This window comes from Streptomyces sp. NPDC126503 (assembly GCF_040302405.1).
GTDB classification, from domain to species: Bacteria; Actinomycetota; Actinomycetes; order Streptomycetales; family Streptomycetaceae; genus Streptomyces; species Streptomyces gulbargensis.
Genome location: NZ_JBEORS010000002.1, coordinates 303,311 through 323,486, shown reverse-complemented (window position 1 = coordinate 323,486; position 20,176 = coordinate 303,311). Strand labels below are relative to the sequence as shown.

The 20,176-nt window shown below is 73.7% G+C and carries 22 protein-coding genes; 5 read left to right on the top strand and 17 right to left on the bottom strand.

Features of this window, described 5'->3' with window-relative positions; all coding sequences use genetic code 11:
• Positions 1-8: 8 nt before the first annotated feature.
• Positions 9-290 carry a hypothetical protein gene (locus ABTY40_RS04315; protein ID WP_345279937.1) on the bottom strand — a complete coding sequence of 94 codons (282 nt, stop codon included), beginning with the start codon at positions 288-290 and terminating at the stop codon, positions 9-11.
• Between the two features lie 101 nt (positions 291-391).
• Positions 392-1,801, bottom strand: a complete 1,410-nt coding sequence (locus tag ABTY40_RS04310; protein ID WP_352058080.1) for a tetratricopeptide repeat protein — start codon at positions 1,799-1,801, stop codon at positions 392-394.
• Between the two features lie 440 nt (positions 1,802-2,241).
• Here ABTY40_RS04310 and ABTY40_RS04305 point away from each other — a divergent pair, with 440 nt between their 5' ends.
• Entirely contained in the window at positions 2,242-3,276 is a 1,035-nt protein-coding gene (locus tag ABTY40_RS04305; protein WP_352058079.1) for an Lrp/AsnC family transcriptional regulator, read from the top strand.
• 11 nt (positions 3,277-3,287) lie between these two features.
• On the opposite strand, the gene ABTY40_RS04300 is transcribed toward ABTY40_RS04305, so the two are convergent.
• Complete coding sequence (locus ABTY40_RS04300) at positions 3,288-4,121, bottom strand: class I SAM-dependent methyltransferase (protein WP_352058078.1); 834 nt, start codon at positions 4,119-4,121, stop codon at positions 3,288-3,290.
• A gap of 62 nt (positions 4,122-4,183) precedes the next feature.
• On the opposite strand from ABTY40_RS04300, the gene ABTY40_RS04295 reads away from it, so the two are divergent.
• Positions 4,184-6,007 carry a S9 family peptidase gene (locus tag ABTY40_RS04295; protein ID WP_502990484.1) on the top strand — a complete coding sequence of 608 codons (1,824 nt, stop codon included), beginning with the start codon at positions 4,184-4,186 and terminating at the stop codon, positions 6,005-6,007.
• 24 nt (positions 6,008-6,031) lie between these two features.
• On the top strand, positions 6,032-6,781 hold the full coding sequence (locus ABTY40_RS04290; RefSeq protein ID WP_345279947.1) for an SURF1 family protein: 750 nt from the start codon (positions 6,032-6,034) through the stop codon (positions 6,779-6,781).
• Between the two features lie 187 nt (positions 6,782-6,968).
• On the opposite strand, the gene ABTY40_RS04285 is transcribed toward ABTY40_RS04290, so the two are convergent.
• The 7 genes from ABTY40_RS04285 to ABTY40_RS04255 form a co-directional block, all read right to left on the bottom strand.
• Positions 6,969-8,198: a hypothetical protein gene (locus ABTY40_RS04285; protein ID WP_352058076.1), complete on the bottom strand. Its 1,230-nt coding sequence runs from the start codon at positions 8,196-8,198 to the stop codon at positions 6,969-6,971.
• On the bottom strand, positions 8,195-8,971 hold the full coding sequence (locus tag ABTY40_RS04280; protein WP_352058075.1) for a SigE family RNA polymerase sigma factor: 777 nt from the start codon (positions 8,969-8,971) through the stop codon (positions 8,195-8,197). The genes ABTY40_RS04285 and ABTY40_RS04280 overlap by 4 nt, the downstream gene beginning before the upstream one ends.
• A 253-nt stretch (positions 8,972-9,224) precedes the next feature.
• Positions 9,225-10,319, bottom strand: coding sequence for an aspartate-semialdehyde dehydrogenase (locus ABTY40_RS04275; RefSeq protein WP_352058074.1), 1,095 nt, complete (start codon positions 10,317-10,319; stop codon positions 9,225-9,227).
• Positions 10,316-11,596, bottom strand: coding sequence for an aspartate kinase (locus ABTY40_RS04270; RefSeq protein ID WP_309055468.1), 1,281 nt, complete (start codon positions 11,594-11,596; stop codon positions 10,316-10,318). Before ABTY40_RS04270 ends, ABTY40_RS04275 begins: the two co-directional genes overlap by 4 nt.
• Before the next feature lie 196 nt (positions 11,597-11,792).
• Entirely contained in the window at positions 11,793-12,461 is a 669-nt protein-coding gene (locus ABTY40_RS04265) for a DUF5063 domain-containing protein (RefSeq protein ID WP_345279959.1), read from the bottom strand.
• A 38-nt stretch (positions 12,462-12,499) separates the two neighbouring features.
• The gene (gene recR, locus ABTY40_RS04260) at positions 12,500-13,099 is read right to left on the bottom strand and encodes a recombination mediator RecR (RefSeq protein WP_309051876.1); all 600 of its coding nucleotides are present in this window, start codon (positions 13,097-13,099) and stop codon (positions 12,500-12,502) included.
• Positions 13,100-13,170: 71 nt separating this feature from the next.
• The gene (locus ABTY40_RS04255) at positions 13,171-13,506 is read right to left on the bottom strand and encodes a YbaB/EbfC family nucleoid-associated protein (protein WP_309051877.1); all 336 of its coding nucleotides are present in this window, start codon (positions 13,504-13,506) and stop codon (positions 13,171-13,173) included.
• Positions 13,507-13,794: 288 nt separating this feature from the next.
• Here ABTY40_RS04255 and ABTY40_RS04250 point away from each other — a divergent pair, with 288 nt between their 5' ends.
• A complete protein-coding gene (locus tag ABTY40_RS04250; protein ID WP_352058235.1) occupies positions 13,795-14,499 on the top strand; it encodes an SLATT domain-containing protein in 705 nt (234 codons plus the stop codon).
• 104 nt (positions 14,500-14,603) lie between these two features.
• On the opposite strand, the gene ABTY40_RS04245 is transcribed toward ABTY40_RS04250, so the two are convergent.
• The 3 genes from ABTY40_RS04245 to ABTY40_RS04235 all read right to left on the bottom strand — a co-directional run bounded on the left by ABTY40_RS04245 (position 14,604) and on the right by ABTY40_RS04235 (position 17,517).
• A complete protein-coding gene (locus ABTY40_RS04245) occupies positions 14,604-15,254 on the bottom strand; it encodes a putative DNA-mimic protein (RefSeq protein ID WP_352058073.1) in 651 nt (216 codons plus the stop codon).
• 124 nt (positions 15,255-15,378) lie between these two features.
• On the bottom strand, positions 15,379-16,086 hold the full coding sequence (locus tag ABTY40_RS04240) for a GntR family transcriptional regulator (RefSeq protein WP_352058072.1): 708 nt from the start codon (positions 16,084-16,086) through the stop codon (positions 15,379-15,381).
• A 66-nt stretch (positions 16,087-16,152) separates the two neighbouring features.
• Entirely contained in the window at positions 16,153-17,517 is a 1,365-nt protein-coding gene (locus ABTY40_RS04235) for an aspartate aminotransferase family protein (RefSeq protein WP_352058071.1), read from the bottom strand.
• Between the two features lie 136 nt (positions 17,518-17,653).
• Between ABTY40_RS04235 and ABTY40_RS04230 the strand changes: the two genes are divergently transcribed.
• Entirely contained in the window at positions 17,654-18,259 is a 606-nt protein-coding gene (locus tag ABTY40_RS04230) for a DJ-1/PfpI family protein (RefSeq protein WP_352058070.1), read from the top strand.
• Between the two features lie 39 nt (positions 18,260-18,298).
• Here ABTY40_RS04230 and ABTY40_RS04225 read toward each other — a convergent pair whose 3' ends face one another.
• From ABTY40_RS04225 to ABTY40_RS04210, 4 genes are all read right to left on the bottom strand, one after another.
• Positions 18,299-18,697, bottom strand: coding sequence for a type II toxin-antitoxin system VapC family toxin (locus ABTY40_RS04225; protein ID WP_352058069.1), 399 nt, complete (start codon positions 18,695-18,697; stop codon positions 18,299-18,301).
• On the bottom strand, positions 18,694-18,960 hold the full coding sequence (locus tag ABTY40_RS04220; protein WP_352058068.1) for a hypothetical protein: 267 nt from the start codon (positions 18,958-18,960) through the stop codon (positions 18,694-18,696). Before ABTY40_RS04220 ends, ABTY40_RS04225 begins: the two co-directional genes overlap by 4 nt.
• A gap of 93 nt (positions 18,961-19,053) precedes the next feature.
• Entirely contained in the window at positions 19,054-19,578 is a 525-nt protein-coding gene (locus ABTY40_RS04215; RefSeq protein ID WP_352058067.1) for a VOC family protein, read from the bottom strand.
• Between the two features lie 52 nt (positions 19,579-19,630).
• Positions 19,631-20,038: a calponin homology domain-containing protein gene (locus ABTY40_RS04210; protein ID WP_345279973.1), complete on the bottom strand. Its 408-nt coding sequence runs from the start codon at positions 20,036-20,038 to the stop codon at positions 19,631-19,633.
• Between the last annotated feature and the right edge of the window lie 138 nt (positions 20,039-20,176).

The following is a 20,176-nucleotide window of genomic DNA, read 5'->3' as shown; positions in this document are numbered from 1 at the left end:
ACCCGCCCTCAGTACGCCCTCGGCGCCATCACCAGCGGCTCCGCGTCCTCGTCCGGGAGCAGCAGGCAGCGCGGTACGCCGGGCCCGTGGACGGCGCGGACCGTCACCGTCCTCGGGGGCTCCGTCGGCAGCTCCACGGCGGCCGTCAGCGGGCGGTCGCCGGCCGCCGTGGCGTACCCGGTCTCCTTGCCGTCGACCAGCACCTCCAGGACGGACCGGCGACCGGTCTCCACCGTCGCCGTGACCGAGTGCCCGAGGTGGTCGATGTGGAAGTGATGGCGTCGCCTCATGGGGGCACCTCCGTACCTCCAGGGTAGGTACGGGCGCCGCTTTCCGGGCGGGTCCGCGCCCCGTCACGGACCGTCCCCGGAGGTCACGGCGGGTGTGCGGGTCAGGCCTCGGCCGACAGGGCGAACAGGCCGCGCCGCGCGCCCTCTTCGTACGCCCGGCGCAGCTCCGGGTCGTCCAGCAGGTCCCGCAGGGCCGCCTCGCCCCTTCCGCGCGGGCCCGCGCAGTAGGCGGCGGGCCGGTACGAGGTGTCGAAGACGGAGGTGCGCAACAGATCGACCGCGCCGAGCAGATGCGCCGCGGAGGCGTGCCGTCCGTCCAGCGCCCGCATCTGCGCCAGGAGTTCCGCCGCGCAGGCCGCGCCGACCGCCGAGCCGATCCGCAGGTGCTCGCGCAGCGCCCGCCGGGCGTACTCGGCGGCCCTTTCCGGCACCCCGTCCCAGGCCAGCAGCTCGGCGCGGGCGTGGTGCGCCCAGGCGTCGGCGGCGAGGTCGCGACCCGCCCAGGCCCGCCGGGCGTCGTACTCCCGGTCGGCCTCGTCCAGGGCCTCCTGGGCGCCTTCCGGGTCGGTACGGCACAGGGCGAGCGCCAGGGCGACGCGGCAGCCCTGCCGGGACGGCCCGAACTCCGGCTCGGAGCCCATCAGCGCCAGCGCCTCCCGGAACTCCTCCGCCGCCTCCCGCATGCGCCCGCGGTAGAGCGCGGTCGCGCCCCGCAGGTGCGCCAGCATGCCGAAACAGGCCTCGTCCCCGTCCCGTACGGCGGCGGCCCAGGCCCGGGAGAGGAGCGGGTCCGCCTCCTCGGGACGCCCGGACTCCAGCTCCAGGAAGGCGGCGAGCCACAGCGCGCGGGCCGGCTCGGGGCCGGGGTGCAGGGCCAGTGCGTGCCGCAGCCGGGTGCGGCCCTCGGTGACCCGCCCGCAGGCCACCCAGAGGAACCAGAGCGAGACGACGATGTCGACGGCCGCCTCGGCCTCCGCGCTCGGGGAGAGCGGCGCGGTCGTCGGGTCCATCGCGGCGGCCAGGCCGGGAAGTTCGCGCAGGGCGAGGTCGCGGGCGTCGATCTGGCGGCCCAGCTGCCACCAGTCGGCGGCCCTGCGGGCGACCTTCACGCACCACGCGCGGTGGCGCGGGACCACGGCGCCCCGGTCGCCGCGGGCGGTGAGCCGCCGGGCCCCGACGGCCCGCATCGGGTGCGGCATCCAGTAGCGGGGGCCGGCCGGTTCGCCGTCGAAGAGGTCGTCCACGGGGAGCAGGGCGAGCGGGGCGACCCGTTCCAGGACCTCGGCGACGCGCTCGGCGGGGAGCGCGCCGTAGGCACAGACCTCGCGCACGGCGTCCGGGCCGAAGGCGCCCTCGAAGACGGAGAGGCGCTCCCAGAGGAGGCGTTCGGCCGGGCCGCAGTCCAGGTAGCCGCGCTCGGCGGCGGCGAGCTGATCCGCGGCGACCGGCTCGCCCCACAGGTGCTCGACGGACGCCGGCTGCTCGGCGGGCCGGGCCGCCACCGGGTCCACGGGGCGCAGGGCGGGTACGCCCCGGGGGCCGCGCCCGGAGCCTTCACCGGCCGCGGACCCGGGCCCCTGCTCCCCGTCCACGCCCGGCCGCGCACCGGGCCGCGACTCCGTACCCGGCACCGTCGTCCCAGGCCACGGCCCCGCGACCGGCGGTGGAACCGGAACCGCTCGCGGAACCCGGAACGGAACCGGATGGGGCCGCGGGGGCGTCGTCGCCCCTGTCGCCGCCTCCCGTCCCGGCTCCGCGCCCGATCCCGTACCCGTCCTGCCTCCCATACGACCCAGCCCCCGTGCTCGTACTCTGTCCGTCACCTGTGACTTATGCCCGACTCGATGGCGGACGGCCACCGTTACGGCTTGAATGCATACGTCCCGGCACCCATCCTGGAGCGCTCCGTTGCGCCCGTCCGAGGTTTGCCAGGGATCGGCCAAGGAGGGAAATGCGTACCGGGGAATCCGTCCTCGGAGAGGCGGATCTGTCATTGATCCACGCACTCCAGATAGCCCCACGCGCCAGCTGGACGCAGCTCTCGTCCGTCCTGGGGGTGAGCCCCGACACCCTCGCCCGCCGCTGGGAGCACCTCACCGCCGGTGGATACGCCTGGAGTTCGCTGCTCGCCGCCCGGCGCGGCGCGGACGCCGCGCTCTACGCCTGGATCGAACTCGAGTGCGTCGCCGCCCGCACCGAGGACACGGCGGTCGAGGTCGCGGGCGACCCGTGCACGCTCGGCGTCCACCAGGTGACGGGCGACGCCGACCTGGTGCTGCTGGTGGTCTGCCCGGACCTGTACGCGCTCGACGGCTACCTGGCCCGCCGGGTGCGCCGCCTGCCCGGGGTGATCCGCTCCCGCACGCAGGTGGTCACGCGGCTGCACAACCGGCCGTACCGCTCCCGGATCGAGCAGCTCACCCCCGGCCAGGTGGAGCTGCTGCGGGAGATCACGGGCGCGGACCGCCGGAACCGGACGCACGCGCGCGGGTACCCCCACGTCACGGAGCTGGACCGGCGGCTGATCGCGGAGCTGGCGGGGGACGCCCGGCGCAGCGCGGCGGAGCTGGCCCGGCAGTGCGGGACGAGCGAGTCGACGGTACGGCGGAGGCTGGACGTCCTCGCGGCGGGCGGGGCGCTGCACCACCACTGCCTGCCGGCTCCCCGCTTCTCCGGGCGCCCGGTGTGGGCGATGGTCACCGCCGAGGTGCCGCCCGCGGAGGAGCCGACGACGGTGGCGGCGCTGAGCCGGCTGCGCCGCACCCGGCTGATCACCTCGGTCACCGGGCCGTGCAATCTGGCCCTCGCCATGTGGCTGCGGACCGTCGACGAGCTGCACGAGGTGACGGCGACGCTGGTACGGGCCGCGCCGGCGCTGCGGATCACGGGCACGCTGCTGTCCCTGCGCACCCACAAGATCGGGGCGCAGGTCCTCGGCCCTGACGGCCGCCGGCTGCACCACGTCCGCCCCGACACCGGTGACTGACGGCCGCGCACTCAGGACGCCGGGCGCGAGGCCCTGAGCGAGTACATGAGGGGGACACGGGGGCGTTCGGCCGGGAAGCGGTAGTAGCCGTCGTCGTGCCGCTGGAGCGACCCGTAACGGGGGAACAGGGTCGCGTCGTGCTCGTGGAGGAACTCGACGCGCAGGCCCGCCTTCGCGACGGCCGTGACGACCTCGCCGACCGGGTGGACCCACTCCACGCTGCGGTTGTGGACGGTGGGGGCGTCGAGGTCCGCGTACGTGCCGGGGGTGGTGTCCACCCACGGGTCGCGGACGAAGTAGTCGTGCACGACCCGGGTGCCGGTCTCGTCGTCCAGGGAGTCGGTGAACGGGTGGAACTCCGCCACGTACAGGAAGCCGCCGGGGGCGACGAGCGAGGCGGCGGTCTCCGCCCAGCGGTCGAGGTCGGGGAGCCAGCACAGGGCCCCGCCGCCGGTGTAGACGATGTCGTACGAGGAGTCCGGTACGGCCTCGGCGGCGTCGTACACGTCGGCGGCGACGAAGGCGGCGCGGTCGGGCGTCAGGCCCAGGTCGGCGGCGAGGGAGCGGGCGGTGTCGACGGCGGGCTCGGAGAAGTCCAGGCCGACGACGTGCGCGGCGCCGTGGCGGGCCCAGGAGAGGGTGTCCAGGCCGATGTGGCACTGGAGGTGGAGGAGGGAGCGTCCGGTGACGTCCCCGACCTCCGCGCGTTCGAAGTCGCGCAGCGGGTCCTTGCCCGCGCGGAAGGAGTCGAGGTCGTAGAACGCGCTGGCGGCGTGTATCGGGACGCGTTCGTCCCAGCGGGCGCGGTTGCCCTCGAGCCAGTCCTCGGGCGTCGGAGAGTACATGGCGGCGAGGTTATCCACAGGTTGCGGAGGACGCGACCGGATTGTCGGCCGGGCGGAGCATGATGGGGGGCATGACTGAGAGCAAGGCCACCGGCACCCCGGTCTGGGAGCAGCGCTTCCGGGCCCCGCGCGTCTCCCTGCCCGAGTGGGCCGAGGAGGCCCCCGACCGCTCGCTGTTCGTGTCCAACGCGACGGGGACGTACGAGCTGTACGCCTGGGACCGGGCGACGGGCGAGCAGCGGCAGGTGACGGACCGGCCGAACGGGACGACGGACGGCACGCTGTCCCCGGACGGGGCGTGGATCTGGTGGTTCGCGGACACCGACGGGGACGAGTTCGGGGTGTGGATGCGCCAGCCCTTCGGGGGCGGCCCCGACGAACCGGCCGTGCCCGGCCTCGCCCCCTCCTATCCGGCGGGGCTGGCCCTGGGCCGGGACGGGACGGTGGTGGTGGGCCGTTCCACCGACGAGGAGGGCACGACGGTCCATCTCGTACGGCCCGGGGCGGCGGCTCCGGTGGAGATCTACCGGCACCGGGAGTCGGCCGGGGTCGGGGACCTGTCGCACGACGGCGCCCTGATCGCGATCGAGCACACCGAGCACGGGGACGCGATGCACTCGGCGCTGCGGGTGCTGCGGGCCTCGGACGCGGGCGTGGTGGCCGAGCTGGACGACACCAAGGGCGGCACGGAGGAGCTGGGGCTCGCGGTTCTGGGCTTCGCGCCGGTGGACGGGGACACCCGGCTGCTCGTCGGGCACCAGCGGCGGGGGCGCTGGGAGCCGCTGCTGTGGGACGTGGCGACGGGCACCGAGACGGACCTCGGGCTCGACCTGCCGGGTGACGTGTCGGCGGAGTGGTGTCCGGACGGCACCGGCCTGCTGATCGTGCACAGCTTCGAGGCGCGCAGCGAGCTGTGGCGGTACGACATCGCGACGCGCGCCCTGGTGCGGGTGGAGACCCCGGCCGGGTCGGTGTCGGGCGCGACGGCCCGGCCGGACGGCTCCGTGGAGTACCTGTGGTCCTCGGCCGCGTTGCCGCCGGTCGTGCGGTCCACGTCCGGTGGGGTCGTCCTCGATCCGCCGGGGCCGAAGGCGCCGCCGTCGGTGCCGGTGGAGGACGTGTGGGTGGAGGGGCCCGGGGGCCGGGTGCACGCGCTGGTGCAGCGGCCGGCGGGGGGCGAGGGCCCGTTCCCGACGGTCTTCGAGGTGCACGGCGGTCCGGCCTGGCACGACAGCGACGCGTTCGCGGCGGGCCCGGCGGCCTGGATCGACCACGGGTACGCCGTGGTGCGGGTCAACTACCGGGGCTCCACCGGGTACGGCCGGGAGTGGACGGACGCGCTGAAGCACCGGGTCGGTCTCATCGAGCTGGAGGACATCGCGGCGGTCCGCGCCTGGGCGGTGGGCAGCGGCCTGGCCGACCCGGGGCGCCTGGTCCTGTCGGGCGGCTCCTGGGGCGGCTACCTGACGCTCCTGGGTCTGGGCACGCAGCCGGACGACTGGGCGGTGGGGCTCGCGGCGGTGCCGGTCGCGGACTACGTGACGGCGTACGAGGACGAGATGGAGGCCCTGAAGGCGCTGGACCGGACGCTGCTGGGCGGCTCCCCGGAGGAGGTGCCCGAGCGGTACGCGGCCTCGTCGCCGCTGACGTACGTGGACGCGGTGAAGGCCCCGGTGCACATCTCGGCCGGCGTCAACGACCCGCGCTGCCCCATCCGGCAGATCGACAACTACGTGGACCGGCTGGCGGCCCGGGGCGCGGTGCACGAGGTGTACCGGTACGACGCGGGGCACGGGTCGCTGGTGGTGGAGGAGCGGATCAAGCAGGTCGCCCTGGACCTCGCCTTCGCCGCGAAGCACCTGGGGACCCGGCCGGTGGGGAGCTGAGCCGGTTTGCGTACCGTGGGGGGCGTGTACCGGTTCCTGAGAACGCCCCGCTGGTGGGGGATCAACCTCTTCGTGCTGCTCGCGATCCCGTTCTGCGTGTTCATGGGCACGTGGCAGCTGGGCAAGTTCGAGGACCGCGTCGACTCCCACCAGGAGACGGAGCGGCGGCCGGCCGCCGGGACGGGGAAGCCGGCGCCGCTGGACTCGCTGCTGCCGGTGGACAAGGAGACCTCGGGTCGCCCGGCCGAGGCGCGCGGCCGCTTCGCCGAGCAGTTCCTGGTCCCGGACCGGGAGCTGGACGGCCGGACCGGCAGCTACGTCCTGACGCTGCTGCGGACGGACGGCGGCCGGTCGCTCCCGGTGGTCCGGGGCTGGCTCCCCCAGGGCGCCCAGGCCCCGGCGGTGCCGACCGGTGAGGTCACCGTGGTCGGCGCGCTCCAGGCCTCGGAGAACCCGGGCACGAAGGGGGTCCGCGCGGCGGGCGGGCTGCCCGAGGGGCAGCTCGGCATGATCAGCGCGGCGGCCCTGGTGAACGTGGTGCCGGACGACGTGTACGACGCGTGGATCACGCTCACCGAGTCCCCCGCGGGCCTCACCCCGGTCCCGGCCTCGGCCGCGGCGGGCACCGGCCTGGACGCGAAGGCCTTCCAGAACCTCGGCTACACGGCCGAGTGGTTCGTCTTCGCCGGATTCGTCGTCTTCATGTGGTTCCGCCTGGTCCGCCGCGAGGCGGAGGCCTCCCGGGACGAGGCGCTCGGCCTGACGGAGGCGTGAGCCCCGCGCTGCCGGGCGGATCCGGTACCGGTGCCCCCGCCGGGCGGGTGCGGTGCTCTGCCGGGTGCCGTGCCGGGCGTTCCCGGGTGTCCTGCCGGGTCCTGCCGGGTCCTGCCGGGTGCCCTGCCGGGCGGTGGACCGGGGCCGGATCCCGGCGCGGGTCCCGTCCCCGGGGCGGGCGAGCGCCTCAGGCGCCCGGCAGCATGCCCGTGCGGTAGATCGTGCCCGCGCAGGCGTGGGGGACCGTCACCGTGGCCGGAGGGGCGGCGGCGGTCGGGGTGTGGGTGAGGGAGACGCTGCCCTCGGCGGGGGTGTCCGCGCGGAGGAGCTGGGGGCTCGTGCCCTCGACGTCGGTGCCGGTGCTCGTGTCGCCGCTCGCGCCGGAGCCGGAGCTTCCGGAGCCCGTGCCACCGGATCCCGTGCCCGTGTCGCCGGTGCCGCCGTCGCCCGTGCCGGAGGTGGGCTCGGTGCCGCCCGTGCCGGTGGACGGCGTGGCCGTCGGCGGCGGGGTGGTCGGCGGCTCGGTGGGCGGGGTGGTCGGCGGCTCGGTCGGGCCCGTGGTCGGACAGGTGTCGCTGGGGATCCAGGCGAACCGCACCTCGTACGCGGCCTTCGGCTCCAGGAGGAGCGAGGTCACCTCGCGCGCGGGGTCGGGCAACTCGCCCGCCGGGTCGCCGGCGGTGTGCCGGACGACCGAGATGCGCGCCGGGTCGGCGGCGCCCCTGGCCTCGAAGCCGATGCCCCCGCCGCCGACGACGACACAGGCCTGGGCGGAGACGTTGGCGATCCGGAAGGTGCCGTACACCGCGCCGTCGGCGCCGGGGGCCCCGGCTTCCGCCGCGCCGACGCCCAGCTGGCCCGCCGCGCAGCGGGGCGCCGAGCCCGGAGGCAGCGGCGCGCCGGCGGAGACGGTGGCCCCGCCGGCGAAGGTGGGCCGCTGCGGGCCCGTGGCGCCGGTGCTCGCGTCCTGGCTGGGGGACGCGGTGCCGGCCGGGGTCTCGGACGCCCGGCCGCCGCCCTCGACACCGGTCTCGGTGCCGGTGCCGCCCTGGGCCTGCTCGCCGTGCCCGGCGTTGACGGGGTTGGCCGCGGTGACGCCCTCCGAGGAGGCGACGTGCACGAAGGCGGGGACGGCCGTGCCGATGAGGACGGCCGCCGCGGCGACACCGACGACGGCCTGCCGCTTGCGCGCACGGCGCGCCGGCACGGCCCGCCGCAGGTGCTCCAGGGCGCCGCTGGAGGGCTCCAGACCCGCCACCGCATCCTGGAGCAGCCGCCGCAGCGCCGGCTCGTCGTCGCCGTCCGGGGCACCTCCCGCGACGCCGCCCGCACCGTCGCCGGCCTCGCCGGACCGGCCGGGCTCGAAGTTCAGCATCCGATGTCCACTCAGGTCGTCACGTTCCGCCGGGCCGCTCATGTCGTCGCCTCCATCGCGACGCGCAGCGCCGCGATGCCCCGCGAGCCGTACGCCTTCACCGAACCCAGGGATATCCCGAGGGTCTCCGCGACCTGGGACTCGGTCATGTCCGCGAAGTAGCGCAGGACGAGCACCTCGCGCTGGCGCCGCTGGAGCCCGCGCATGGCCTTGATGAGGTCGTCGCGCTCCAGCTGGTCGTACGCTCCCTCCTCCGCGCTCGCCATGTCCGGCATCGGCTTGGACAGCAGCTTCAGTCCGAGGATGCGGCGGCGCAGCGCGGACCGGGAGAGGTTCACGACGGTCTGGCGCAGGTAGGCGAGGGTCTTCTCGGGTTCGCGTACCCGCTTGCGGGCGGAGTGGACGCGGATGAACGCCTCCTGGACGACGTCCTCGCAGGAGGCGGTGTCGTCGAGGAGGAGCGCCGCGAGGCCGAGGAGCGACCGGTAGTGGGCCCGGTAGGTCTCGGTGAGGTGGTCGACGGTGGTACCGGCGGCGGCCGTGGTGCCGAGGGCGGGGGCGCCGCCGGGAAGGGCCGTGGCCGGGGTGGCGGAGTCGTCGGCGCCGCCGCGCGGCGCCGGAATGCCGTTCACCTCGCCGGTGCGGGATCCGATGGGCACGGGGGCGATCACCGGCATGCCGCCGAGCGCGCGCGGCCGTCCGAGCGGACGGACCGCGGCGGCGCGTGCGGGAACGGCGCCGGTGCCCCGGAGGGGGAGCACGGCCGTGCGCGCTCCGCGCGGAGCGATCGCCGTGATGTCGAGTACCTCTGCCACGCCTGTTGGACACGTCTTCCCCCGTCAGGGTTGTACGCGTACGCCACCGTTTTTGGCGGTGAGCCGAATGTCCTCATGCGTAACCGTTCTCCCCCTATGCCCCGCTTCCCAGCGTGTTCCGCGTCACATGGTCGTGAGTGCACGCAGAGACGCACCCCTCCCGACTACTGGTTGCAGCAAGGGGGAAAAGCATCGTCAGTCACGGCATCGCCGCAGTTCAAGAGCGTTCCAGCAATATCTGACGCTTCTTTGCTCACAGGTCGTTCACAGATCCTACAAAAACCGACTCCGCGGTCGCGGCGACGACCGTCTCCGCGATCTGGAGGGCGTTGAGGGCCCCGCCCTTGCGGAGGTTGTCGGCACACACGAAGAGGTCGAGCGCCCGCTCGTCGTCCATGGAGCGCCGCACGCGGCCGACCCAGGCGGGGTCGGTGCCCGCGACGTCGGCGGGGGTGGGGAAGCCGCCCGCGGCGGGATCGTCGAAGAGGACCACGCCGGGCGCGGTCGCCAGCACCTCGTGGGCGCGGCCGACCTCGACGGGCCGCTCGAAGCGGGCGTGGACGGAGACGGAGTGCCCGGCGACCACGGGGACGCGCACGCAGGTCGCGGAGATCCGCAGGGCGGGCCGGCCGAGGATCCGGCGCGTCTCGTCCCTGATCCGCTCCTCCTCCGAGGAGGCGCCGTCGGCGCCGGCCGTGCCCGACCAGGGCAGGACGTTGAGCGCGAGGGGACCGGGGAAGGGGCCGGTGCCGTCGCCGACGGCCCGGCGGACGTCACCGGGCCGGGTGCCCAGTTCGCCGCCGCCGGCCACCAGGCCGAGCTGGGCGCGGAGCGTCTCGACGCCGGCCCGGCCGGCTCCGGCGCCGCCGGCGGCCTGCTGGGCGGTGACGACGAGCTCGGTCAGGCCGAACTCGGCGTGCAGGGCGCCCACCGCCATGATCAGCGCGAGGGCGGTGCAGCCGGGACTGGCGACGATGCCCCGGGGCCGTACGCGGGCGGCGTGGGCGTTGATCTCGGGGACGACGAGCGGCACGTCCGGGTCGTCCCGGAAGGCCGCGGAGGTGTCCACCACGACGGCGCCCTTGGAGACGGCGACGGGCGCCCACCGGGCCGCCACCGCCTCGGGCACGAGGAAGAGGGCCAGGTCGACGCCGTCGAAGACCTCCTCGCCGAGCGCGAGGATCTCGCACTCCTCCCCCCGTACCTCCGCCTTGCGGCCGGCGGAACGGGGGGAGGAGACGAGGCGGATCCCGCCCCAGACGTCCGCGCGCTGCGTGAGCATCCGGAGCATCACCGAGCCGGCCGCCCCGGTCGCTCCCACGACCGCGAGCGTCGGCTTCGGGGTCATCGGCCGGTGCCTCCGTAGACGACGGCCTCGTCCGAGTCGCTGTCCAGGCCGAAGGCGGTGTGGACGGCGCGCACGGCCTCGTTGACGTCGTCGGCGCGGGTGACGACCGAGATGCGGATCTCGGAGGTCGAGATCAGCTCGATGTTCACGCCCGCGTCGGACAGGGCGCGGAAGAAGTCCGCGGTGACGCCCGGGTTGGTCTTCATCCCCGCGCCGACCAGGGAGATCTTGCCGATCTGGTCGTCGTAGCGCAGCGAGTCGAAGCCGATCGAGGCCTTCGCCTTCTCCAGGGCGTCGATGGCCTTGCGGCCCTCGGCCTTGGGGAGGGTGAAGGAGATGTCCGTCAGGCCGGTGGAGGCGGCGGACACGTTCTGCACGATCATGTCGATGTTGATCTCGGCGTCCGCGACGGCCCGGAAGATGGCCGCGGCCTCGCCCGGCTTGTCCGGCACGCCGACGACGGTGATCTTCGCCTCGGAGGTGTCGTGGGCGACACCGGAGATGATGGCCTGCTCCACCTTCTGGTCCTTTGCGTCGGAGAGCGGTTCGTTGCTGACCCACGTGCCCTGGAGGCCCGAGAAGGACGAGCGGACGTGGATCGGGATGTTGTAGCGGCGCGCGTACTCGACGCAGCGGTGCAGCAGCACCTTGGAGCCGGAGGCGGCCAGCTCCAGCATGTCCTCGAAGGAGATCCAGTCGATCTTCTTCGCCTTCTTCACGACGCGCGGGTCGGCCGTGAAGACGCCGTCGACGTCCGTGTAGATCTCGCAGACCTCGGCGTCGAGCGCGGCGGCCAGGGCGACGGCGGTCGTGTCCGAGCCGCCGCGGCCGAGCGTGGTGATGTCCTTCTTGTCCTGGGAGACACCCTGGAAGCCGGCGACGATGGCGATGTTGCCCTCGTCGAGGGCGGTACGGATCCGGCCCGGCGTGACATCGATGATGCGCGCTTTGTTGTGGACCGAGTCGGTGATGACACCCGCCTGGCTGCCCGTGAACGACTGGGCCTCGTGGCCCAGGTTTTTGATCGCCATGGCCAGCAGGGCCATGGAGATCCGCTCTCCGGCGGTCAGCAGCATGTCGAACTCACGGCCGGCCGGCATCGGGGATACCTGCTCGGCGAGATCGATCAACTCGTCCGTCGTGTCGCCCATCGCGGATACCACGACGACCACCTGGTGGCCGTTCTTCTTGGCTTCCACGATCCGCTTGGCGACGCGCTTGATGCCTTCGGCATCGGCAACGGAGGAGCCTCCGTACTTCTGCACGACAAGGCCCACGTGCGCTCCTCGCTCAGTCTCTGCCGCAGCTGTCACTGCGGTCGGTTCAGTCTAACGAGGGACCGAAAAACGCCGACCTGGTATCGCATGGTGAGACACCCCGCTCGCCCAGTGATCACCCGGCGGGCAGGAACGCGGCACGGCGGCGGGGGACACCCCGTGGATGCCCCCCGCCGCCGTGCCGTGTGCCGGACGGTTACCGCGCTTCGCGCACCTCGCGCAGGCCCAGCGAGGCCCCCAGCTCGCGGACCATCACCCGGCCCGCCTCCTCCGCCAGGTCGTCCTCGGTCAGGTCCTCGTCCGTGTCCAGGCCGTCGAGCGCCGCGAGGGGCTGGTCGAGGCGGACGTGGGCCACGAGGGACTGCAGGGCGCGGAGGGTGGCCGAGGCCGTCGGTCCCCAGTTGGAGAAGTACGAGAACTGCCACCACCACAGCGCCTCGCTGACCCGTCCCGCCCGGTAGTGGGCGAGGCCGTGCCGGAGGTCGGCGATGATGGTGGCGAGGCTGTCGGAGATCCGCGCGGGGACGGGCGCCTTGCGGGGCTCGTACGGGTCGAAGACCTCCGAGTAGACGTCGACCGGGTCCAGGAGCGCCGCGAACCGCTCCCGCAGCTCGTCCACGTCCGGCTCCGGGCCCGTGTCCGTCTCGTACCGCTCGTCCGGGACGATGTCCTCGTGCGCCCCGAGCCGGCCGCCCGCGAGGAGCAGCTGCGAGACCTCCAGGAGCAGGAACGGCACCGCGCTGTCCGGTTCGTCGCCCCTGGCGACCTCGGTGGTCGCCACGATGAAACTCTCGATGGAGTCGGCGATCTGGACCGCGAAGTCGTCGGGACTCTGCGTGACGGAGTGCAGCGTGGGGTCAGACATCAAGGAGCCTCCCTGAGAGCGCGCCGGGCCGGACGTGGTCATACATCTAGCAGCCTCCGTCCCTCGAAGGCACGGCCGAGGGTCACTTCGTCGGCGTATTCCAGGTCACCGCCGACCGGCAGGCCGCTGGCCAGCCGGGTCACCCTCAGGCCCATGGGCTTGATCATCCGCGCCAGGTACGTCGCGGTGGCCTCGCCCTCCAGGTTGGGGTCGGTGGCGAGGATCAGCTCCGTGACGGTGCCGTCCGCGAGCCGCGCCAGCAGCTCGCGGATGCGCAGGTCGTCCGGGCCGACGCCCTCGATCGGGCTGATCGCGCCGCCGAGGACGTGGTACCGCCCCCGGAACTCGCGGGTCCGCTCGATCGCGACGACGTCCTTCGGCTCCTCCACGACACAGATCACCGTCCGGTCGCGCCGCTCGTCCCGGCAGATGTTGCACCGCTCCTGCTGGGCCACGTTGCCGCAGACCTCGCAGAACCGGACCTTCTCCTTGACCTCCAGGAGCGCGTGCGCGAGCCGCCGGACGTCCGTGGGCTCCGCCTGGAGGATGTGGAAGGCGATCCGCTGGGCGCTCTTGGGACCGACGCCGGGCAGCCTGCCCAGTTCGTCGATGAGGTCCTGGACCACGCCTTCGTACAACGGAACGCCCTTCTCGGGGAGTGCTTGATTCTTACGGTAGTGGCTGCGAGCGGCCCTGAGTAAGGGAGCGGTCAGAAGCCCAGGCCCGGCATTCCGCCGAGGCCCTGCGCCAGCGGGCCCAGCTTGGTCTGCTGGAGCTGGTGCGCGTTGTCGTTGGCGGCCTGGACGGCGGCGACGACGAGGTCGGCCAGGGTCTCGGTGTCCTCCGGGTCGACCGCCTTGGGGTCGATCACCAGGCCGCGCAGCTCGCCGTTGCCGGTCACGGTCGCCTTGACCAGGCCGCCGCCGGCCTGGCCCTCGACCTCGGTCGCGGCGAGCTCTTCCTGGGCCCGCGCGAGGTCCTGCTGCATCTTCTGGGCCTGCTGGAGAAGCTGCTGCATGTTGGGCTGGCCACCACCGGGAATCACGGTCACTCCTGAGGGTCGGTCGTCCGGACCGTCGTCCGGATGTCGGTATGCCGAGCCTACGTGGTCGCCGCGCACCCTGCCTCCACCACTCTTTCGAGTGAGAAACTGCGGGCTCCTCTACCTGATCAACACCCTCTTGCGGGCGGAAATCCCGGGATTCCGGGCCCATCGCCCTCCATTCGGCGGTAGGAAGGGCAGGCACCACGTGCACCGCACGTCACAGCAGGACACGAGCGACACGCGCGCTGAGCTGAACAGAGGAGTCCCCCGGTGAGCCAGCAGCCGGAGATGCAGCCACCGGGGCAGCCCGGGGGAGACGTCCGCCGAGATCTGACCGGTACGCCCTTCCCCCTGGGCGACTGGGGCGAACCGGCCGAACGGCTCGACGAGCTCTACCGGTGGGTGGAGGCGAACGCGCTGCGCACCGCCGAGTGGTACCTGTCCGACCGGGGCGGCAAGCGCCGTGGCGCCCGCGCCCTGCGGTTCGGCACGGCCGCCGGGGTGATCGCGGGCGCCGCGCTGCCGCTGCTCGACGTGAGCGGGGTGACCGAGGGCACGACCGGCTGGGGTTACGTGTCGCTGCTGCTCGGCGCCGCCTGTCTGGCCTGCGACCGGTACTTCGGGCTCACCTCCGGCTGGATGCGGGACGTGGCCACGGCGCAGGCGGTGCAGCGCCGGATCCAGGCGCTCCAGTTCGACTGGGCCTCGGAGAGCGTCCGCGAGGTGCTGGGTCCGACGGAGGGCACGGCGAGCGAGGCGGCCGAGCGCTGCCTCGGGGTGCTGCGCCGCTTCTCGGAGGACATCACCGAGCTCGTACGGGCCGAGACGGCGGACTGGATGGTCGAGTTCCGCTCCGGTCCGGCGCCGCTGGCGCTCCAGTCGGCGGGCGTGGTGCCGTCCCGGCCGGAGACCACCCCGCCGGCGGGCCGCTTCCCGCTGCCCCCGGGCACCCGCCCGAACATGCCGCGCCAGCGGCCCCCGGAGACCCGCTGAGGGCCTGGACGCCGCCAGGCCGGCCAACCCGGGGTCCGCTGGGCCCCGGACGGCGCCGGCCGGCCCCGGAGCCCGCTGGGGCCCCGGGGCCGGCCGGGCCGGGCTCAGCTCAGGATGATCATCGAGCCCTGGGCCAGGCTGCGGGTCGCCGCCGCGTGCAGGCCGAGCCACACGTGGCGCTCCCGCGCGAAGGGGCTGCCGTCGAGCGGGGCGGTGGCGGCCGGCTCCTCCAGCTCGGTCGGCCGCTCCGGCGGGGCGGGCGCGGCCGGCGGGTTCGCCGGGTCGATGCCGATCGCGGGCGCCACGTACTCCAGCTCGCGCAGCAGCCCGTAGGACGAACCGAGCGGGCCGCCGCCCTCCAGGAGCTCGTCGCTGGAGAGGGGGACGGGGAAGTCCACGGGCACGTAGGCGCCCGCGTGGTCGTAGTGCCACACCAGGTGGGACTGCTGCGCGGTCGCCTCGAACATCTCCAGGAGCTGTTCGTAGTCCCCGCCCAGCTCGCCGACCGGCTCGACCGGCAGTCCGCAGATCTGGAGCAGGTAGGCGCGGCGCAGGAAGTGCAGGGCCTCGTAGTCGAAGCCCGCGACCGGGGCGACGTCCCCGGAGAGACCGGGCATGTACGCGTAGACGGGCACGGTCGGCAGGCCCGAGGCGCTGAGTACGGCGTCGTAGGACGCGATCTCTTCGGCGAAGGGGTTGTCGGGGCTGTGGCACAGCACGTCGACGAGGGGGACCAGCCACAGGTCACAGGCCAAGGGAGGCTCGCTCTCCGTCAGTTGCAGGGAGGGCAAGGGTAGTCGGCGCCGCCGACCACGCCCACCCGTGGACCACCTGCCCCTGGAAGCCGGGCCTCAACCCGGCGCCGGGGGCGGCCGCCGCTCACCGGGCCCGCGCGCGGGCCTCCAGGCGGTCAGCCCACTCCAGGGAGTGCGCGTTGTACTCCCGTACGACCGTGAGGGCGGCCTCCCCGTCGCCGCGCGTGATGGCGTCGACCAGCTCCACGTGCCCGGCCCACAGCCAGCCGTGCATCTCGCGCTCGGCGCGCAGGTAGGGCACGGAGAAGACCCAGGCATGGACGCGCAGCCGGTGCAGGAAGTCGGCGATGTGCTCGTTGGACGAGATGAGCCGGGCGAGTTCGCGCCAGTAGCGGATGTCGTAGCCGATGAGGACGTCGAGGTCCCCGGCGCGGGCGGCGCGGGCGGCGGCCTCGCCCCGGCGGCGTACGGAGACCAGCGCGACGCCCAGGCCCACGTCGGGGACGGGGGAGACCGGCGGGGTGCGGGGGGTGTGGCGGCGGAAGATGCCGTCCACGACGAGCATCCGGGCCTCGACCATGTCCCGGTAGTCGGCGACGGTGAAGGCGTGGACGCGGAAGCCGCGGTGCTGGTCGGAGTCGAGGAGCCCCTGGGCGCAGAGGTCCACGAGCGCTTCCCGCACGGGGGTGGCGGAGACGCCGTACTGCTCGGCGATCTGCCGGACGGTGAACTCCTCCCCCGGCTGGAGACGGCCCGCGAGCACCTCGTCACGGAGCGCGTCCGCGATCTGCCGTCGCAGGGTGTTGCGGGTGACAGCTCCGCTCGCGGGCATGTGGGCCCCCCTCCGTCCGGCTCCCGGAGAGCCTAGTCGAGACGGAGGAGGGCCCCGGGGGCGTCGCTACGCGGTGTGCTCGTCGGCGACGGCGAGGGCGGCGTCGAGGGCGGCGAGGCCCTCCTTGGCCTCCGCCTCGGAGACGGTGCAGGCGGGGACGGCGTGGGTGCGGTTCATGTTCACGAAGGGCCACAGGCCGTTCTTCTTGGCGGCGGCGGCGAAGGCGGCCATGGGCGCGTTGGCCTCGCCGGCGGCGTTGTACGGGACGAGCGGTTCGCGCGTCTCCTTGTTCTTCACCAGGTCCAGCGCCCAGAAGACGCCGAGGCCGCGCACCTCGCCGACGCACGGGTGGCGTTCGGCCAGCTCGCGCAGGCCGGGGCCGAGGACGTGCTCGCCGATGTGGGCGGCGTGCTCGACCACCTTCTCGTCGGCCATGACGTTCAGGGTGGCGACGGCGGCGGCGCAGGCGAGCGGGTGGCCGGAGTAGGTGAGCCCGCCGGGGTAGGGCCGCTTGTCGAAGGTGGCGGCGATCTCGGCGCTGATCGCGACGCCGCCGAGCGGGACGTAGCCGGAGTTCACGCCCTTGGCGAAGGTCAGGAGGTCGGGCACGACGTCGAAGTGGTCGGCGGCGAACCACGTGCCGGTGCGGCCGAAGCCGGCCATGACCTCGTCCAGGATGAAGACGATGCCGTACCTGTCGCAGATCTCGCGCACGCCGGCGAGGTAGCCGGGCGGCGGGGTCATGATGCCGGCGGTGCCGGGCACGGTCTCCAGGATGATCGCGGCGACGGTCTGCGGACCCTCGAAGGCGATCGTGTCCTCCAGGTGCTGGAGGGCCCGGGCGCTCTCCTCCGCCTCGGTGGTGGCGTAGAAGGGCGAGCGGTAGAGGAAGGGTGCCCAGAAGTGCACGACGCCGGCGGAGGCGGTGTCGGAGGCCCAGCGGCGCGGGTCGCCGGTGAGGTTGATCGCGGTGGAGGTGGCGCCGTGGTACGAGCGGTAGGCGGAGAGCACCTTGGTGCGGCCCGTGTGCAGCCGGGCCATGCGGACGGCGTTCTCGACGGCCTCGGCGCCGCCGTTGGTGAAGAAGATCTTGTCCAGGTCGCCGGGGGTGCGCTCGGCGATGAGGCGTGCGGCCTCGGAGCGGACGTCGATGGCGAAGGCGGGCGCGAAGGTGGCGAGCTTCCCGGCCTGCTCCTGGACGGCGGCGACGACCTTGGGGTGCTGGTAACCGATGTTGGTGTAGACGAGGCCGCTGGTGAAGTCGAGGTAGCGGTTGCCGTCGTAGTCCCAGAAGTACGAACCCTCGGCGCCGGCCACGGCGAGCGGGTCGATCAGTCCCTGGGCGGACCAGGAGTGGAAGACGTGCGCGCGGTCGGCGGCCTTGACGGCCGCGCCGGCCTGGGGGTCGGGTTCGATGACATGAGGGGTCATGCGTCCGAGGGTAAGGAAGCGCAGGTGAAAGGGGCCATGGCCATCTTGTCCACCGAGACCGGCCGGGACGCGACACCTTGGGTGGCCCCACCTTTTCCCGTGGACAGCGCGCGGCCGTGACTGTCAGCCTTTCGCCATGACCACAGGGACCGGAAACACGACCGTGCACCTCGCCGTCTACGACACCCTCGCCGACTGGGAGACGGGCCACGCCACGGCCTGGCTCGCCCGCGCGGGCCACACGGTCAGGACCGTCGGTCCGGTCGCCGGGGAGCCCGTCACGACCCTCGCCGGCATCCGGATCATCCCCGACCTGGCACTCGCCGACCTCCGCCCCGAGGACAGCGCCCTGCTGATCCTCCCCGGTGCCGACACGTACGACGCGGGCGACGGCCTGGCCCCCTTCACGGCCAAGGCCCGCGCCTTCCTCGAGGCGGGGGTGCCCGTCGCGGCGATCTGCGGCGCCACGGCGGGGCTCGCCAGGGAGGGCCTGCTCGACGGCCGCCGGCACACCAGCGCCGCGCGCTCCTACCTCGCCGCCACGGGGTACAAGGGCGGCGAGTACTACGTGGACGCGGACGCGGTGCGCGACGGGAACCTCATCACGGCGGGCCCGACGGAGCCGGTCGCGTTCGCGCGGGAGATCTTCGCCCGGCTCGGCGCGTACGAGGGGCAGCGCGACGCCTGGTACCGCCTCTTCCACCACTCCGACCCGGCGGCCTACGAGGAACTGAACGGGTGACGGGGCGGCGGGACCGGGCGGGTCGGCGCGGGCCGGGGCTCAGCCGCCGATCACGTCCACCGGGCAGCGGATGCCCGACGCCCGGGCCAACCGGCCGTCCGCCGTCACCAGCGCGCAGCCGTACGCCTCCGCCGCGGCGACGTAGGCCGCGTCGTAGGCAGTGAGGTTCCCCCTCAGTTGCCAGATGCGGGGCAGGAGCACACGGGACAGCGGCACGGCGGGCTCCAGCCTCGCGAGGGCGTCGACGGCATCCTCCGCGTGGTCCTTCGAGATCTTGCCGCCGAGCAGACTGCCGCGGATCACCGACAGCACCTCGACCGTCCAGTGCTCCGGAGCGACCCACCTGCTGTCGGCGGCGAGGGCGGCGCGGCACCGGTCGCCCATGGGGCCCTCGTCGAGCAGCGCGAACGCGAAGACGGACGCGTCGACGACGATCACTCCTCGGCCCCCGGCACACCGAGTGCCGCGTCCCGCTCGGAACGCCCGCTCCGCAGCGCGTCCAGAACGTCCGCCGTGTCGAGCCGCGTGCCGTACCGCCCGGCGGTGAACCTCTGCAGCACGGCCAGATTGTCACGACGCCGCACTTCGTCGGCCAACACGTCGAAGAGGTAGGCCTGCAAGGACTGCCCTCGTTCGCCCGCTATCGCCGACAACCGGTCCCGCATCTCTTCCGGCACGTCTCGAATCTGCAGTGCAACCATGCATGCATGGTTGCATGCACACGGGGACGCATGCAAGTTTGCATGCACGACAGGAGGCGTCCCGGGCCGGACCGGGCGGCGGGACCGGAAGGGTCAGCGGGGACCGGCGGGTCCCTCCGGGGTGGTCTCGTGCAGGGCGCCCGTCACGTAGCGCATCGCGGCGGTGAACTCCGGGTCGGTGAGGCGGCGGCCCATCTCCGCCTCGTCCACGTCCTCGATGTGGGTCTGGATCCACCAGAGGTTGCCGTACGGGTCGCGGACGCGGCCCACCTTGTCGCCGAAGAAGAGGTGCGTGACCTCGGTGACGGAGGTGCCGCCCGCCTCGACCGCGCGCCGGTGGACGGCCTCCGCGTCCTCCACGTACAGCCGGACGAAGGCCGGTGTCGGCCCCCAGCCCGGCGGGCTGTCGAAGGCCATGATCCGTCCGGTGCCGATCCGCAGCTCGGCGTGGCCGACGGAGCCGTCCTCCATGACGAACCGGCCCACCTCCTCGGCCCCGAAGGCCCTCTCCAGATAGTCGATGAGCCCGGCGGTGTCGCTGCCGATGACCCAGGGCGTGACGGTGGTGTAGCCGTCGGGAACGGCCTTGACGGCCTGCGTGTGCTCGTTGTCGCTCATGCGGCGAGGCTAGGCAGCGAGTAGGTCGGGCCACGACCTACTTCGCCGCGCGTCACGAGAGAAGTTCGCGCACCGCGCTCCGGAGGAGGAGGGGGTGGACGAACCGGTCCGGGCCGCTCGGGAGGCAGCGCCAGGACAGTGGCCAGGTCTTCCCCGTGAGGGCGGGCACCGGTACGTAGCTCACGTGGGCCGGGCCCGAGTTGAAGCGGGTGACGCCGCGCGGCCAGGGGCGGTGGGCGGTGGTGCCGGGCGGCAGGAGGAAGTAGACGCCGCGCCGGCCGTTGTCCTCCATGACCACGGGGCCGGGGTCACCGCCGGTGAGCACCTCCATCCAGTCGGCCAGCCGCCGCCCGTCCTCGCCGTCGACGCGGATCGCGTCGAATTGCACGCCGGCCTTGCGGAGATGGAATCCGGAAAGTGGAATCCAACTCACATCTACATCCCGATTCTCTGCATTCACGAGCACATGGTCCCGCGTCACCGCTAGCGTTTTCCACGACTGCGGAGGGCGCGTCGGCAACCCCTTGACCTGCGCCAACGACCTTCGTACGCAGTCGAATTCGGCGGGGAGCAGTTGAGACCGATTGAGATCGGTTGA